This window comes from Ruegeria sp. CDSB114 (assembly GCF_059611025.1).
In genome coordinates this window covers 1-13,901 of record NZ_JBXWOT010000014.1, presented here as the reverse complement: position 1 = coordinate 13,901, position 13,901 = coordinate 1, and the positions used below count along the sequence as shown (strand labels likewise).

Annotated in this window: 18 protein-coding genes; 4 read left to right on the top strand and 14 right to left on the bottom strand. The window is 58.2% G+C overall.

Going from position 1 to position 13,901, the window contains the following annotated elements; all coding sequences use genetic code 11:
- The first annotated feature begins 24 nt into the window (after positions 1 to 24).
- Complete coding sequence (locus tag AC2FIP_RS19790; RefSeq protein WP_496709914.1) at positions 25 to 708, top strand: DUF1045 domain-containing protein; 684 nt, start codon at positions 25 to 27, stop codon at positions 706 to 708.
- Here the strand turns inward: AC2FIP_RS19790 and AC2FIP_RS19785 are convergent.
- The 9 genes from AC2FIP_RS19785 to phnG are packed head-to-tail and all read right to left on the bottom strand — an operon-like array spanning position 690 to position 6,357.
- Positions 690 to 1,238 carry a ribose 1,5-bisphosphate phosphokinase PhnN gene (locus tag AC2FIP_RS19785; RefSeq protein ID WP_496787835.1) on the bottom strand — a complete coding sequence of 183 codons (549 nt, stop codon included), beginning with the start codon at positions 1,236 to 1,238 and terminating at the stop codon, positions 690 to 692. The genes AC2FIP_RS19790 and AC2FIP_RS19785 overlap by 19 nt on opposite strands.
- A complete protein-coding gene (gene phnL, locus AC2FIP_RS19780; protein ID WP_282022252.1) occupies positions 1,235 to 1,918 on the bottom strand; it encodes a phosphonate C-P lyase system protein PhnL in 684 nt (227 codons plus the stop codon). The genes AC2FIP_RS19785 and phnL overlap by 4 nt, the downstream gene beginning before the upstream one ends.
- 11 nt (positions 1,919 to 1,929) lie before the next feature.
- Positions 1,930 to 2,700 carry a phosphonate C-P lyase system protein PhnK gene (phnK, locus tag AC2FIP_RS19775; protein ID WP_496787834.1) on the bottom strand — a complete coding sequence of 257 codons (771 nt, stop codon included), beginning with the start codon at positions 2,698 to 2,700 and terminating at the stop codon, positions 1,930 to 1,932.
- Positions 2,701 to 2,705: 5 nt separating this feature from the next.
- Positions 2,706 to 3,110, bottom strand: a complete 405-nt coding sequence (locus AC2FIP_RS19770) for a VOC family protein (RefSeq protein ID WP_496787833.1) — start codon at positions 3,108 to 3,110, stop codon at positions 2,706 to 2,708.
- A complete protein-coding gene (locus tag AC2FIP_RS19765; RefSeq protein ID WP_496787832.1) occupies positions 3,107 to 3,967 on the bottom strand; it encodes an alpha-D-ribose 1-methylphosphonate 5-phosphate C-P-lyase PhnJ in 861 nt (286 codons plus the stop codon). The genes AC2FIP_RS19770 and AC2FIP_RS19765 overlap by 4 nt, the downstream gene beginning before the upstream one ends.
- On the bottom strand, positions 3,960 to 4,232 hold the full coding sequence (locus AC2FIP_RS19760) for a hypothetical protein (RefSeq protein WP_496787830.1): 273 nt from the start codon (positions 4,230 to 4,232) through the stop codon (positions 3,960 to 3,962). Before AC2FIP_RS19760 ends, AC2FIP_RS19765 begins: the two co-directional genes overlap by 8 nt.
- Positions 4,229 to 5,320, bottom strand: a complete 1,092-nt coding sequence (locus AC2FIP_RS19755; RefSeq protein WP_496787829.1) for a carbon-phosphorus lyase complex subunit — start codon at positions 5,318 to 5,320, stop codon at positions 4,229 to 4,231. The genes AC2FIP_RS19760 and AC2FIP_RS19755 overlap by 4 nt, the downstream gene beginning before the upstream one ends.
- Positions 5,321 to 5,323: 3 nt before the next feature.
- The gene (gene phnH, locus AC2FIP_RS19750; RefSeq protein ID WP_496787827.1) at positions 5,324 to 5,899 is read right to left on the bottom strand and encodes a phosphonate C-P lyase system protein PhnH; all 576 of its coding nucleotides are present in this window, start codon (positions 5,897 to 5,899) and stop codon (positions 5,324 to 5,326) included.
- The gene (gene phnG, locus AC2FIP_RS19745; RefSeq protein ID WP_496787826.1) at positions 5,899 to 6,357 is read right to left on the bottom strand and encodes a phosphonate C-P lyase system protein PhnG; all 459 of its coding nucleotides are present in this window, start codon (positions 6,355 to 6,357) and stop codon (positions 5,899 to 5,901) included. The genes phnH and phnG overlap by 1 nt, the downstream gene beginning before the upstream one ends.
- A 102-nt stretch (positions 6,358 to 6,459) precedes the next feature.
- On the opposite strand from phnG, the gene phnF reads away from it, so the two are divergent.
- Positions 6,460 to 7,170, top strand: a complete 711-nt coding sequence (phnF, locus tag AC2FIP_RS19740; protein WP_496787825.1) for a phosphonate metabolism transcriptional regulator PhnF — start codon at positions 6,460 to 6,462, stop codon at positions 7,168 to 7,170.
- Positions 7,171 to 7,288: 118 nt separating this feature from the next.
- On the opposite strand, the gene AC2FIP_RS19735 is transcribed toward phnF, so the two are convergent.
- The 5 genes from AC2FIP_RS19735 to phnC form a co-directional block, all read right to left on the bottom strand.
- The gene (locus tag AC2FIP_RS19735; RefSeq protein WP_496787823.1) at positions 7,289 to 7,903 is read right to left on the bottom strand and encodes an LbetaH domain-containing protein; all 615 of its coding nucleotides are present in this window, start codon (positions 7,901 to 7,903) and stop codon (positions 7,289 to 7,291) included.
- 23 nt (positions 7,904 to 7,926) lie between these two features.
- Positions 7,927 to 9,294, bottom strand: a complete 1,368-nt coding sequence (gene phnE / locus AC2FIP_RS19730) for a phosphonate ABC transporter, permease protein PhnE (RefSeq protein WP_496703502.1) — start codon at positions 9,292 to 9,294, stop codon at positions 7,927 to 7,929.
- Positions 9,291 to 10,172: a phosphonate ABC transporter, permease protein PhnE gene (phnE, locus tag AC2FIP_RS19725; protein ID WP_496787822.1), complete on the bottom strand. Its 882-nt coding sequence runs from the start codon at positions 10,170 to 10,172 to the stop codon at positions 9,291 to 9,293. The genes phnE (AC2FIP_RS19730) and phnE (AC2FIP_RS19725) overlap by 4 nt, the downstream gene beginning before the upstream one ends.
- 63 nt (positions 10,173 to 10,235) lie before the next feature.
- Entirely contained in the window at positions 10,236 to 11,138 is a 903-nt protein-coding gene (phnD, locus tag AC2FIP_RS19720) for a phosphonate ABC transporter substrate-binding protein (RefSeq protein ID WP_496703501.1), read from the bottom strand.
- A 68-nt stretch (positions 11,139 to 11,206) separates the two neighbouring features.
- On the bottom strand, positions 11,207 to 12,028 hold the full coding sequence (gene phnC, locus AC2FIP_RS19715) for a phosphonate ABC transporter ATP-binding protein (protein WP_496751028.1): 822 nt from the start codon (positions 12,026 to 12,028) through the stop codon (positions 11,207 to 11,209).
- Between the two features lie 163 nt (positions 12,029 to 12,191).
- On the opposite strand from phnC, the gene rpe reads away from it, so the two are divergent.
- Complete coding sequence (gene rpe / locus AC2FIP_RS19710; RefSeq protein ID WP_496709905.1) at positions 12,192 to 12,881, top strand: ribulose-phosphate 3-epimerase; 690 nt, start codon at positions 12,192 to 12,194, stop codon at positions 12,879 to 12,881.
- Between the two features lie 272 nt (positions 12,882 to 13,153).
- On the top strand, positions 13,154 to 13,618 hold the full coding sequence (locus AC2FIP_RS19705) for a hypothetical protein (RefSeq protein WP_496787819.1): 465 nt from the start codon (positions 13,154 to 13,156) through the stop codon (positions 13,616 to 13,618).
- Positions 13,619 to 13,901 lie beyond the last annotated feature (283 nt).

Sequence of the window (13,901 nt, the reverse complement as noted above, 5' to 3'; positions counted from 1 at the left end):
AAGGCCACGCAATAGGAGGCCAATGTGACATTCACGCGATACGCGATCTATTTTGCGCCACCCGCCACGGCGGAGTGGACGCAATTCGCAACCCATTGGCTGGGCTGGGACATGGAGGCTGGCACCGCGGTCGCCCATCCTGGGCTGGATGGTGTGGATGTTGCAGCGGTTACGGAGGTACCGCGAAAATACGGGCTGCACGCGACCATGAAACCCCCGTTCCGCCTGCGCGAGGGGCAATCCGTCACAGCGTTGCAAGAGGCCTGCGCCACCCTTGCTGCCAGCCAATGCGCAATCATGATGGAGGGTCTTGAGATTGCCCGCCTTGGCCGGTTTCTGGCCCTGCGACCACTGGGCGACACAGCCGCGCTGAACGCGTTGGCCGCCGCCTGTGTTCAAGAGCTTGATATGTTCCGGTCCCCACCGTCGGCGGCTGAACTTGACCATCGCCGCACCTCCAGACTGACACCGGATCAGGACGCCAACCTGGTCAAATGGGGTTACCCCTATGTGCTGAACGCGTTTCGGTTTCACATCACCCTGAGCGGCAGGTTGGACAAGCCCGTGCTGGATTCGGTCCAGCGCACCCTGGAAAACCATCTGGGGCCGCTTTTGCCGAAGCCCTTTCGAATTGCGGATCTGGCCCTGATGGGCGAGGCCGAGGATGGACGGTTTCACCTGATCCATCGCTATGCGCTTTCCAACTGAAGGCGGGACAATATTTTGGCCACCGTATCCTGCAGAGCACCAGAATTGTCGACCTCGATCACCCGGACCAGCCCCTTAGGCAACGGGGTCTTGGCCTGGCCCAACCGACGCGCCTGTTCTCTGTCACTTTCGCGCCCGCGCAATGACAAGCGTTGCTCTAGAACGCTCGCGTCTGCAGTCAACGAGATAACAATCAGATCGCCAAAGATCTCTTGCGCCTGCAACAACACAGCGCGCGACAGGTTGACCAGAACTGCCTCCGCCACCTGACGTTGCTGCGCGATCTCTTTCGGCACACCATAGAGCAACCCATGTGCATGCCAGCTGAGCGCGAATGCGCCCTCACCTTCCATCTGTCGAAACGCGTCATCTGTGACCCGTTTGAAATCTTCCCCCGCTTCGCCTTCGGGGCGGGTGACGACACGGCGCAGCCGCTGGATACCTTTTGCGCGGGCTTCCAACGCCTCAATCACACTGTCTTTGCCGACACCTGACGGACCGACAACCGCTATGACCGGGGCAAGCATCATGCCGCAATTCCCGGCGTGAATTGCGAAACGTTGATCTCGCGATCGCAAACCTGTTTCCGCCCGTCAACATCATGGAAGATGCCGACAATCGCCGCTCCGCGCTCTTTCGCCTCAAGGATCAGGGACAGGACGGTTTCGCGGTTCTGCGCATCCAGACTGGCTGTGGGTTCATCCAGCAGCATGGCCGGGTATTCATGGGCAAAGCCGCGCGCGATGTTCACGCGCTGCTGTTCGCCGCCCGAAAAGGTCGTCGGACTAAGGGACCAGAGCCGTTCAGGAATATTCAGACGCTCGAGCAGACCCGCGGCCTTGTCCAGTGCCTTCTGTTTATCGCAACCAACGGCAAGAAGCGGCTCGGCCACGACCTCAAGCGTTGGCACTCTGGGCACAACACGCAGGAACTGGCTGACATAGCCCAGCGTTTCGCGCCGCAGGGTCAATATCTCGCGCGGTTCAGCCTTTGCGACGTCTAAACCACCGACCAGAACCTGACCCGAGGCAGCCAGATAGTTGCCATAGATCACCCGCATCAAGGTGGATTTACCTGCCCCCGACGCGCCGGTCAGCGCCACACACTCACCCGGTTCAACCCTGAGCGTAGCGCCCTGCATGACCGGGATCACTGCGCTGCCCTGATTGTGCAGGGTAAAGCTTTTGCTGACATTGTTCAGTTCAATCATTGTCCCGGCCCTCATACCTGCAACACGCTGGACACCAGCAGTTGCGTATAGGCATGCTGCGGATCGTCCAGAACCTGATCAGTCAATCCGGCCTCGACCACATGACCGCTTTTCATCACCATCAGCCGATCCGCCAGCAGACGGACAACGGCAAGATCATGGGTGACAATGATGGCGCTCAGCCCCATTTCCCGAACCAACCCGCGCAACAGGTCCAACAGGCGAGCCTGTACCGAGACGTCCAGACCACCAGTCGGTTCATCCATGAAGACCAGCCTGGGGCCGGTCACCAGATTCCGCGCGATCTGCAGGCGCTGCTGCATGCCACCGGAAAACGCGGTCGGACGATCATCAACCCGCTCCGCTTCGATCTCAACCCGACCCAGCCAGTCGATCGCCTTGTCGCGGATATCGCCATAGTGGCGGCCACCTACGGCCATCAGTCGTTCGCCGATATTTCCGCCCGCACTGACAGACATACGCAAGCCATCGCGCGCATGTTGGTGCACGAATGCCCAATCGGTGCGGCTCAGCATCCGGCGTTCAGGTTCCGACATGGTCACGGTATCCACCGGACCGTCTGCAAGAGTGTCAAAGATCACTTGCCCCGCATCCGGCTCCAGATGACCCGCCAGACAGTTCAACAGGGTTGACTTGCCCGAACCACTCTCACCCACGATCCCCATCACCTCGCCGGGATAGAGATCAAAACTCACATCGGTACAGCCAATACGGGTCCCGTAGGATTTTCTGATATCCTGTACACTCAGCAGCGGTGTCATTTCATTCACCTTGGGTCATATGAAAACTCGATCCGATTGCCGCCCGGCTCTCGGATCATGAAATGGAGTTTCGGACCTGAACCCGAGGGTTCAGGTGCAAACTCGACAGCGACAGCAGGCCAGTCTTTGACCGCCTCGAAAACCGCTGTCAGCGCTTCTTCATCGGGAACTTTCAAGGCAACATGATGCAACCCCACGTTCTTGTGCCGGTCAAACCCCTGTAACCCCTTGCCTTTTTGCTGCCAAAGCGTCAGCTTCGCCGCGCCATTGGTCACATAAACCGCCGGGTAATCCGGATTGCTGCCGAAGACCTCCCAACCCAGCGCATCGACAAAGAACGTCCGCGTGGCGTCGAGGTCCGAAACCGTAAGACCAAGGTGGTCAATTCCAAGCACATCTTCTCGTTTCATGCGGCATCCTCTCTGGCCAAACGGCCCACATGGCCCGCCTCGCGGCGCGACCGGCAATAATCTGTGTCCGAGCAAACAAACATGCGGGTGCCTGCATCATCCACGATGACTTCATCCAGATAGCTGTCCTCGGCCCCGCACAGATCACAGGGATGGTCGGCCTTGGTGGCCTCGAACGGGTAATCCTGGAAATCGAGGCTGACGACCTTGGTATGCGGTGGCACCGCGTAGATACGTTGCTCGCGGCCCGCGCCAAACAGCTGGATCGCGTCCATCTCAAGCTTTGGGTTGTCGAATTTCGGGATCGGGGACGGGTCCATCACATAACGGTCCGAGACCATCACAGGATAAGCATAAGCGGTTGAGATCGCACCATGCTGGCTGATGTCTTCGTACAGTTTCACGTGCATCAACCCGTATTCTTCGAGGCTGTGCATCTTGCGTGTCTCGGTCTCGCGCGGTTCCAGAAACCGCAGCGGTTCCGGGATCGGCACTTGATAGACAAGAATCTGATCCGCGCGCAGCTTCGCCTCGGGGATGCGGTGGCGGGTCTGGATGACCGTCGCCTTCTCTGTTACCTCGGTGGTGGCGACGCCCGCCGTATTCTCGAAAAACTTACGGATAGACACGGCATTGGTCGTATCATCCGCGCCCTGATCAATCACCTTGAACGTATCGTCCGGGGTCAAAGTTGCGGCAGATACCTGCACGCCTCCGGTACCCCAGCCATAAGGCATCGGCATCTCTCGGCTGGCAAATGGCACCTGATATCCGGGAATAGCCAACCCCTTGAGGATCGCCCGACGGATCATCCGCTTGGTTTGTTCGTCCAGATATGCGAAGTTATATTCAGTCATTTGATGTAACTATTTTGTTTCTGGTGTTTTTATGGACGTATTTGGTATTTGTTCGCTCTTTTTGGCGATTATGCTCTATTTTATCTGGCGCAATTTTCGCGCAAAGTGGCGCCTCGGGGCCATGGCCCGCGACCTTTCGTGCGAATGGGAATCGCTTGAAATCGTGAATTCGCGCGAAGCTTTCGGCAGAAAATCGCCCAATCAGGGCAGCGACTGGTTTTTGAACCGTAGGACGAGCCTGTAGGGCAAAGCGTTCAGAGATCATTCCGCAGCCTCCCTCGATGCAGCCCGTTCCTCGGCCTCGCGTCGCAGCTTGCGCACCAGTTCCAGTTCGGATTGAAAATCCACGTAATGCGGCAGCTTGATATGTTCGAGGAAACCGGTTGACTGAATATTGTCTGAGTGGCTCAGGACAAATTCCTCGTCCTGTGCAGGTGCGCCCAGATTGTCCTCGCCCAACTCCTCCCACCGCAGCGCCCGGTCGACCAGAGCCATGGCGATGGATTTGCGTTCAGACTGGCCAAAGACGAGCCCATAGCCGCGTGTAAACTGTGGCGGCTCAGTCTTTGAGCCTTGGAACTGGTTCACCGTCTCACATTCGGTCAACTCGACTTCGCCGATCTCGATGGCAAAGCCCAGTTCGGGAATGTCCATTTCGACCGCGACCTTGCCGATCCGCAGCTCGCCAACAAAGGCGTGGTTGCGGGCATAGCCGCGCTGAGTCGAATAGGCCATGCCCAGCACAAACCCCTCATCCCCGCGCGCCAGCGATTGCAACCGCAGCGGACGGTCCGCCGGAAATTCCAGCGGTTCTCGGGTCAGGTCGCCAGGCGTAGCATCGCTGACCGGCTCGTCCTGAATAATATCCTCACCCTTGAGGAATTCGGTGATATGCGGGGTCGGCTCGTGTCGCGCCGTACTTTCGGGCGCGGGTAGAGTTTCGCCATCCGCAGCCAGTTTGAAATCTAGCAGGCGGTGGGTGTAGTCGAATGTCGGGCCCAGCACCTGCCCGCCCGGCGCATCCTTGAACGTCGCCGATATCCGACGGTCACAGGCCATATTGCCAGTTTCAACCGGTTCGGAATAACCAAAACGCGGCAATGTCGTGCGATAGGCGCGGATCAGAAAGATCGCTTCGATCAGATCGCCACGCGCCTGTTTGATCGCAAGTGCGGCAAGGTCTGGATCATACAGCGATCCTTCTGCCATCACCCGGTTCACCGCCAGGCTCAGCTGCTCCCGGATCTGGACCAGGCTAAGCTCGGCCACATCCGGGGCGCCTCGGCGCTCTTCGGCCAACCAGGCATGGGCATTCTCAATCGCCTTTTCGCCTCCTTTGACGGCAACGTACATCGCTTAACCCTCCGCGCTGATCTGGGTACTGCGCGGCAGGGCCGCGACCTTGTCACCGCAGGTAAAGAAGAAGTCACATCCCAAAGGGAAAAGAGCCGCATTACGTTGCAACGCAGGGATATCGGGTAGGTTCAAGCCTGCGCTCTGCTTGATACCGGGACCGTGCAAAATGGCACCGGACTGATCCAGGCTGTCACGCTCAACAATCAGAGTGGTTGACCGATCCGGATACTCGGCAGTTCCGATGCGATAGCGATCCAGCCCACCAATTTCGCCCCAAGTGCCGACGGCGAAATCTGCCTCGGCAGCAGGAACCAGCGGCGCGCCGGTGTGGAAGGTCAGCCATTCGCGCAGAGCGTCGGTGTCGAGCTCACCCGCCAGATGTACCTTGGTTTCCGGGTCGCATAAAGTCAGCAACAAAGTGCCCGCTGCTACCGACAAAGGCGCAGGGGGCACGGCCCCTGACAGGCTGCGGATTTCGCCAGGGCGTGCCATCACCGTCATCGCCGCGCGAAAAGCATGTGCGGAATCAACCGGTATGTTCTGGAACCCGCCCGAGAATTGAGTTTGCGCAGTCATCAATCTTCTCCCCGAACCAGCGTGAAGAATTCTACTTTGGTTGCCGCCGCCTTTGCCGCCCGCGCGATTTTGACCGCCTGCATTTTCTGTTCCAGCTGACCGAGCAGGTTTTCCCGCACATGGTCTGCTGCCGCAGTCTGCATCATCGCATCAATCACAGCTGCAGCTTCGGCCTTGGGCTTTGACCGGCCCTGAACATAGCCATGTCCGACCGTGCCATCCTGCAAGACCACCGAGCAGCGCGTGACCGTCATTTCACCCAGGTTGAACGGCGCCCCGGTGGCGCCGGTACGTCCGCGCACCATCACGCCGCCCACTTCGGGGCTGCGCAGCCATTCAAAGCCGGGACGGTCCGTGAGACCCTCCCACAGCGCCAACGTGGCTTCATCTGGCGCGCGGGCCAGCAGGCCCATCCACATCTTACGCGCCTCGGTCGCGGAATCTATCTGTTGTGTCATCAAAGCCTCTTGGCGGGGTTGTCTACTTATCCTATACAACTATACAAATCATAGACCGCCGCCCGGCGACTCGCAATCGCAACTGTGTGAATTTTTGGTGACATGAACAAAACGCCGATCTGGAAAAGCATCGCCCTAAGCCTGACGTCGGACATTGCCGAAGGGCGATATCAAACCGGTGACCGGCTGCCGACCGAAGCGCAACTGGCCGCAACGCATGGCGTTAACCGCCACACGGTTCGTCGGGCGCTGTCTGACATGGCCGACCAGGGGCTGGTACATTCTAGGCGCGGGGCCGGTGTATTCGTCGCCACCCGACCAACCGAGTATCCGATTGGTAAGCGGGTGCGATACCACAAGAGCATCTCGGCCAGCGGCAAGATGCCCGGCAAGAAGATCCTCGCCCTGACCACACGGGCCGCGGATGAAGCCGAGGCCGAAGCATTGGGGCTTGATACCGGCGACACGGTGCATGTCTATGACGGTCTGTCTCTGGCCGACGGGCAACCCATCGGCCTGTTTCAAAGCGTTTTTCCGGCCAAGCGATTTCCTGACATTCTGCAGATTCTGACCGAAACCCAATCCGTCACCAAAGCCCTGCAAAGATGCGATGTGCCGGATTACACGCGCATCTCAACCCGCCTGACCGCGCGGGCTGCCACGGCAACTCAAGCTCTGCACCTGCACCTGCCCGAGGGCGCACCAGTCTTGTTTTCGATCGGAATCAATGCAGATCCCGAGGGCAATCCTGTCGAATTCGGAAGAACAACCTTTGCCGGAGAACGGGTCACATTGACCCTGAACGAGGATTGATCCCGTAAGCCTCCCGCCCGTCTTCAACCACCTATCGGAGGTTTCATCCCGTTGGGCGTAGCGCCGGGCGAAGCCGATGCTTCTGCGGGCGCGGGAGCACCTGGGGTCACAGGGCCAGCTATTCGTATTTCTCCAAAAACGCCTCGGCCTCTAGTTTGCGAAAATCCGGCAATGCGTCACGCAAGCGGCTGTTGTCCCAGTCCCACCAGGCCAACTGCTCCATCCGATCCGCAACCGCTTGTGGGAACCTGGGGCGGAGTGGTTGGGCCGCCACCCCAGCAACGATCATGTAGGGCGGTACGTCTTTGGTCACCAGCGCCCCGGATGCGATGACCGCACCATTACCGATTGTCACCTCGGGCTTGATGATCGCTCCGTGACCGATCCATGTGTCATGCCCGATATATGCGATCCGGTTTGCGCGATGGGCAAACCACTCCGCATCATCCTCGGCATCGTCCCAATAGTCAGCCGACCGATAGCTAAAATGATGCAGCGAGGCCTTTTGCAACGGGTGATCCGTGGCGCCGATCCGGGTAAAGCTGGCAATGTTCGAAAACTTGCCGATCTGGGCGTTGGCGATGTCGCAGGTCCGGTCGCAATAGGAATAGTCGCCCCAGACCGCGTTGGCGATCCGACTGCCGGTGCCAATCTCGACAAATGCACCAAAGCTGCTGTTGGTAATCTGGCAATCGGGATGGATGAACGGTTCATCCGTGCGCAATCGTGCCATAGTCCTGACCTTTCAAGCTGCGCTCACGGCAGAATAAAATCTTTGGTTTTCGCGTTGCTCGGCTTGCTCTTCTTGCCGCTGTCGCCCTGGATCAGACGACGCCGTAACCAGCCCGAAAACCAATCCATCAACATCACCATGAGAATGATCAGAACGATGTAATAGGCGACCTCTTCCCAATCTTTCTGAGTGATGATCGCCTGCGTCAGCAACAGACCAATGCCGCCGCCAGTAATCGCGCCAATTATGGTCGCGCTGCGGGTGTTGGATTCGAGAAAGTACAAAAGCTGGCTCAACAGCACCGGGGTGATCTGTGGGATCACGCCAAAGCGATAGCGCTGCGGCGCATTCGCACCGGTCGACTGCACGCCCTCGATCTGCTTCTCATCCACATTCTCCAGCGCTTCTGAGAATATCTTGCCGAATGTCCCGGTATCGGTCACCAGAATTGCCAGCGCTCCGGTCAACGGCCCTGGGCCGAAGGCCCGTGCCAGAACAACGGTCCAGATCAAGGCGTCCACACCGCGTACAAAGTCGAACACCCGCCGTGTGGCAAAGCGCACCGACCGCAAGGGGTTAAAGTTCCGCGTCGCCAGGAACGCCAGTGGCAAGGCGATAATCCCTGCCCCCATGGTGCCCAGAAACGCCATCAGGATCGTCTCGAAGATGGCCCAGGCCACATCCTGATGCCGCCAGATCTTGTTGGTCCAGAAATCGTTGAAAATGGCACCGGCCTCACCGGCGGTGGCGCGGCTGACCAACTCGGGGAAAGATTTGCCATAATACGGGCTGTCGAGGGTGAACCAGAACAGCTCCCATCCTGGAAAATAGCAGAACACTTCGGACCGGTTGCGGGTCACGGTCAGACGCCCCGCATCGGTGGTGATCGCCAGCCGGTTTTTCGAGACGTTGATCCAGTCTGGAACCTCGCCCGCCGGTAGCTCGGCCTGCACCCCAGAGGCGCGGGTGGGTGTGGCGCGCACGACGCCATAGCCGGGGATATCATATTCGATTGTCTCAGGGCCGAAACGCACCACGTGACCATCCTCCAGGTCAATGATCGTGGTTTCGCCCAGCGCCACCCAATCGGGTGCGGTTCCGTCGGGATAGGTGCCTTTGCGGTCCCCTTCGACCGCAACGGACACCTCTCCATTGCGATTGTCTCGCGTGACATGGGTTTTGTAACTGTAGGTGTCGGCAACAAGCGTCTTGCCGTTTTCCCAGTTTGCGCGCCCTGCCAAGCCCGGCACGTCAAAGGCAAAGAACACGTAGATCAGGTAAACAGCGACAAGGCCGGGCAACCCGAAATTCACGATCCGTTTGCGGTTGAACAGACGACCGGCCTCGGCCTTGAGGTCATCTGTCGACAGATCAGTGGCAAAGGTCGTCATGCCGAAGCTCCTTTTTCAGACCCGTGGGTCAGGCGATCCCGCAGATAGCCGGACAGCTGATCCACGACCACGATTGTGACAAAAAGCAGAAGGAAGATGGCCGCGGCCTCGTCGTAGCGCCCCTGCCCCCATGACATCGCGTTGCGCAGCTCATAGCCCAGACCGCCAGCACCGACGAAACCGAGGATGGCCGAGGCACGGATGTTGATCTCGAACCGCAGCAAGGCATAGCTGACATAGTTCGGTCCGACCTGTGGGATCACGCCCAAATACATCCGTTGCGACCAGTTCGCGCCCACCGAATGCAGCCCCTCAATCGGCTTCAGCGAAGCGTTCTCGTTCACTTCCGAGAATAGCTTGCCCAATGCACCGGCGGTATGGATGGCAATCGCAATCATTGCTGGAACCGGACCGCCGCCGAGAATAAAGATCAAAACCAGCGCGATAACGATTTCAGGGATGGCCCTGCAGATATCGGAAATCCGACGAAACAATGGGATCAGAGATGGCCACTGCGCCATGCCCCGTGTCGACATCAGGGCAAGAAATGTCCCCACAATCGTACCGATCAGGGTTGATGCTGCCGCGATATTGATCGTCTCGATCAAGGCCGGAAAGAACCGGATCAGATTTTCCGGCATCGCGCCGATCTTTTCCCACGCTTCCGAGAGAACTTCGGCCGGATAGTCGAAAACCCTGCGCCAACCGTCAACGAAACTGCCTGCGTTTCGATCATCCGCAGTGCGGAACCCTGCAGCCATCAAAGCCACAAACAGGATCAGGAGAATGCCACCATAAGCCCGTTTTCGCCGGGTCATTTCTGAGTATTCGTCGCGGATCTGATCGACACTGTGGGACCCTGCGGTCAGGTCTGTCATAGAATGCTCCTGAGAAAACGGGGTCCGGTATAACACCGGACCCCGATCATGTGAGTTGCAGGCTTAGTTCGACTTCAGCTTACGCGCTTCGATGATGACCTCGTAGGCTTCGTGCGTGATGGGATCAAAGCTCTTGGCTTCGCCTGCTGCCACGCCGTAGAAACACTCGCGGTCTTTTTCATCCAGCGTATTCCACAGTTCGGTGACCTGAACTTTGACATCCTCGGGCAGAGCCTTGCGCAGAACAACCGGGCCTTCCGGGATCGGAGCAGATTTCCAGATCTGGACCAGATCGTTCATGTCGACCAGACCGGCATCCACAGCACGGCGCAGCGCGCCCGACTGATAGCCGTCTTCCCAATCGCCCAGACCGTCGGCCCAGGTCACGCCGCCGTCAACGTCACCGTTGTTTACCGCAACGATAGTCTGTTCGTGACCGCCGGTGAACTTGACCTCACCGAAGTAATCGCCCGAGTCCATGGTCGCACCGGTGGCCTGTGGAATCTCGATCGAAGGGATCAGGTAGCCCGAGGTCGAGTTCGGATCACCAAAACCAAAGGCTTTACCCTTCATGTCGTCCAGCGAGGCGATGCCGCTGTCTTTGCGCGCAAAGCCTACCGAGTAGTAGCCATAGCCGCCATCACTGTTGACCTTGACCAGAACCGGCTCAACCGCTTCGGGATCGCTCAGATAGGTTTTGGCGTAACCCGACGCACCTAACCAAGCGACGTCAATCGTGCCACCCAGCAGGCCCTGAATCACACCGTTATAATCGGCAGGGGCGAACAGCTTGGTCGGAACACCCAGCAGCTCTTCGGTGTATTCGCGCAGGCATTCGTTTTTGCTCATCCGGTCTTGGGCGTTTTCGCCGCCCAGAATACCAATGCGGAATTCGCTGATTTCCTGCGCCATAGCGGGCGCGGCCATGGCAGTGGTCGCAACAAGGGCAGCAATTAGGTTTTTCATCTGTCTCTCTCCGGGTTGATATCCCCGACCTCTCATCGGGCCGGGCAATGAAAGGTGGTTGGGGTGGCTCAGATGGTGGCTTCGGCTTCCATCAGGGCCTTCTGGGTGGCGTCGAGCGTTTCGATCTCGGTCGAGGTCGCCTCTTCCGAGAAACTCGCATCGGCCCCATAGATCTCGCGGGCGACGCCGGTGGTCAGTTGTTCGGGCAACCCGTCAAAGACGATGCGGCCGTCGCGCATGCCAACAACGCGGTCGCAATAGCGGCGCGCGGTGTCCAGCGTGTGCAGGTTGGCGATGACCGTGCGGCCGTCCTCTTCGTGGATACGGCGCAGAGCCTGCATCACCACCTGGGCATTCATCGGGTCCAGCGAGGCGATCGGTTCGTCCGCCAGAATGATCTTGGGGTCCTGCATCAGCGCCCGCGCAATGGCGACACGCTGTTGTTGTCCGCCCGACAGGGCCTCGGCCCTTTTCGGCGCATGTTCGGCGATGCCCAGACGATCCAGAATGTCGATGGCGCGGTGGATGTCCTCCATCGGGAACAGGTTGAACATGGTGGCCAGTGTCGATTGGCGGTTCAGTGTGCCATGCAGCACGTTCGACACCACATCCATGCGCGGCACCAGATTGAACTGCTGAAAGATCATGGCGCATTCGGCCTGCCACGCCCGCTTGTCTCGCCCCTTCAACTGGGTGACATCGCGGCCTTCGAACAGGATCTTGCCTTCGCTGGAATCGGTCAGGCGATTGACCATCCGCAAAAGGGTGGATTTCCCGGCGCCGGATCGCCCGATGATGCCGATCATGCACGGCTTGTCTACATCCAAGGTCGCCGCATCCACGGCTATGTTTTCGCCGAAGCGTTTGGTCAGTTTGTCGATACGCAGCACAGGCCACCCCCAATTCGTCTTGGCGGTCAGCTACAGCCACTGTTCAACGGCTGTGTGTCAGTAAGGTGAAAGTTTTGTTACGGCGCGATTGTCGCGGGGGCTATCCATCATCTGACCTCAACGCTATACGCATCCTCAACTGTTCAGATGACACGAGGCCACCATGAGCTTTGACCGCACTATCAAGATCGCCCCGTCGATCCTGTCCGCCGATTTCGCCAATTTCGGTGCCGAGATTCAGGCCATCGAGGCGCAGGGCGCCGACTGGGTGCATATCGACGTGATGGATGGCCATTTTGTCCCGAACTTGACCTTTGGCCCGCCCGCCGTCAAAGCCTTCCGCCCGCATGTCAAAACGGTGATGGACGTGCATCTGATGATCGCGCCGGTCGATCCCTACATTCAGGCCTATGCGGATGCCGGGGCCGATGTGCTGACCGCCCATATCGAGGCCGGACCGCATTCGCACCGCACCCTGCAGGCCATCCGCGCCGCAGGGATGAAGGCCGGTATCGCGCTGAACCCGGGCACTCCGGCCGAAGCGGTCGAGCATCTGCTGGACCTGACCGATCTCATCTGCGTTATGACTGTAAACCCCGGCTTTGGCGGCCAGAAGTTCATCGACATGACCAGCAAAATCCGCCGCCTGCGCCAGATGATCGGCGACCGCCCGGTGCACATCGAAATCGACGGTGGTGTAGACCCCAAAACTGCCCCTCTGGTCGCTGCGGCGGGCGCAGATGTGCTGGTCGCCGGATCGGCGGTTTTCAAGGGCGGGTCGGTGGACAAACCTGAAATTTACGGCAAGAACATCAAGGCTGTTAGGGCTGCTGCTCAACTGGCGGCGGATTAATCCTTCGCAACTCCGAGCAGGCTGATCACGAGTGGTCGCACTCAAATTGTCGACCCTTACCAAACTGGCACAGGTAAGGACCACTCCTCTTGTTGTCGCATTTCTGGATCTCACGCCTTTTGGTGGCCACAGAAGGGTTCCGGGGGAAATTCCAGCTAACTTCTTGATTTCAAGCCAACCAATATACGATGGTTCACCTCAAATAGGCTTTGCCTGGCATTTTCTTGCGTGCCAATGCCGCAGGTGACCAAACGATGGTGGAGAGTTGGTGAATGGAAACTGCCGATAAGTTGTTGGACATTGTCCAAAAAATTGTTGTGATAACAGCCGCGTTGGTCGCCGGTTGGTATGTTCTTGTTCGACAGGATCATTCTTCTCACGCGACCTTGACCGTTACCTCGAAAATTCACGATGACTGTACGCTTGCCGCCAGAATCCAGGTGAAAAACCCAAAAGGAATAATTATTGAGCCCGTCAGTTTTTCCATTCAGGCATATAAGCTCGACTACCGGGAAATTGTCGATGCGCCGGACAATCAGCTCCGAATATCTGAGCAAGTAATGACTGTGGAAAACGCGGCAAAAATTGGTGAGACCTTTGCCCGAGTTCTGTCACTCAAGCTGCCGGAAGGCATAACCAGCGAAAACGCGATTATGCTACGAGGGCAAATGACACTTGTGGACAGCACCATCTACAACGAAGAAACGATAGTTCAGGTTCCGCAATGCGATTTCTGATTTTGATTTGGATCGGAACTGGTGTCCTGTCTGGTTGCGCCGCCAGAGTTGGCCCCCAGTGCGAAGGGCTATCCAGACAAGCAGGGTACGACCTTCCGGTAACAGTGAACGAACTGCAAAAGATTCGTTTGCGTGGCTTCTCAGAATGCGCTGATTACATTGAGAAAAACGCACTGATCAGAACCTAGCATCAAAAAGGGCGCCGGATGGGCGCCCTTTCCATTTGATCATTCGCTTGCGCGAATTACTCGACGATTTTCGACACAACGCCGGCGCCGACGGT

Bases quoted from the DNA above. Each gene is read 5' to 3' on its own strand.
- AC2FIP_RS19785 (WP_496787835.1), bottom strand. From the start codon at position 1,238: ATGATGCTTGCCCCGGTCATAGCGGTTGTCGGTCCGTCAGGTGTCGGC.
- phnL (WP_282022252.1), bottom strand. From the start codon at position 1,918: ATGATTGAACTGAACAATGTCAGCAAAAGCTTTACCCTGCACAATCAG.
- phnK (WP_496787834.1), bottom strand. From the start codon at position 2,700: ATGACACCGCTGCTGAGTGTACAGGATATCAGAAAATCCTACGGGACC.
- AC2FIP_RS19770 (WP_496787833.1), bottom strand. From the start codon at position 3,110: ATGAAACGAGAAGATGTGCTTGGAATTGACCACCTTGGTCTTACGGTT.
- AC2FIP_RS19765 (WP_496787832.1), bottom strand. From the start codon at position 3,967: ATGACTGAATATAACTTCGCATATCTGGACGAACAAACCAAGCGGATG.
- AC2FIP_RS19760 (WP_496787830.1), bottom strand. From the start codon at position 4,232: ATGATCTCTGAACGCTTTGCCCTACAGGCTCGTCCTACGGTTCAAAAA.
- AC2FIP_RS19755 (WP_496787829.1), bottom strand. From the start codon at position 5,320: ATGTACGTTGCCGTCAAAGGAGGCGAAAAGGCGATTGAGAATGCCCAT.
- phnH (WP_496787827.1), bottom strand. From the start codon at position 5,899: ATGACTGCGCAAACTCAATTCTCGGGCGGGTTCCAGAACATACCGGTT.
- phnG (WP_496787826.1), bottom strand. From the start codon at position 6,357: ATGACACAACAGATAGATTCCGCGACCGAGGCGCGTAAGATGTGGATG.
- phnF (WP_496787825.1), top strand. From the start codon at position 6,460: ATGAACAAAACGCCGATCTGGAAAAGCATCGCCCTAAGCCTGACGTCG.
- AC2FIP_RS19735 (WP_496787823.1), bottom strand. From the start codon at position 7,903: ATGGCACGATTGCGCACGGATGAACCGTTCATCCATCCCGATTGCCAG.
- phnE (WP_496703502.1), bottom strand. From the start codon at position 9,294: ATGACGACCTTTGCCACTGATCTGTCGACAGATGACCTCAAGGCCGAG.
- phnE (WP_496787822.1), bottom strand. From the start codon at position 10,172: ATGACAGACCTGACCGCAGGGTCCCACAGTGTCGATCAGATCCGCGAC.
- phnD (WP_496703501.1), bottom strand. From the start codon at position 11,138: ATGAAAAACCTAATTGCTGCCCTTGTTGCGACCACTGCCATGGCCGCG.
- rpe (WP_496709905.1), top strand. From the start codon at position 12,192: ATGAGCTTTGACCGCACTATCAAGATCGCCCCGTCGATCCTGTCCGCC.
- AC2FIP_RS19705 (WP_496787819.1), top strand. From the start codon at position 13,154: ATGGAAACTGCCGATAAGTTGTTGGACATTGTCCAAAAAATTGTTGTG.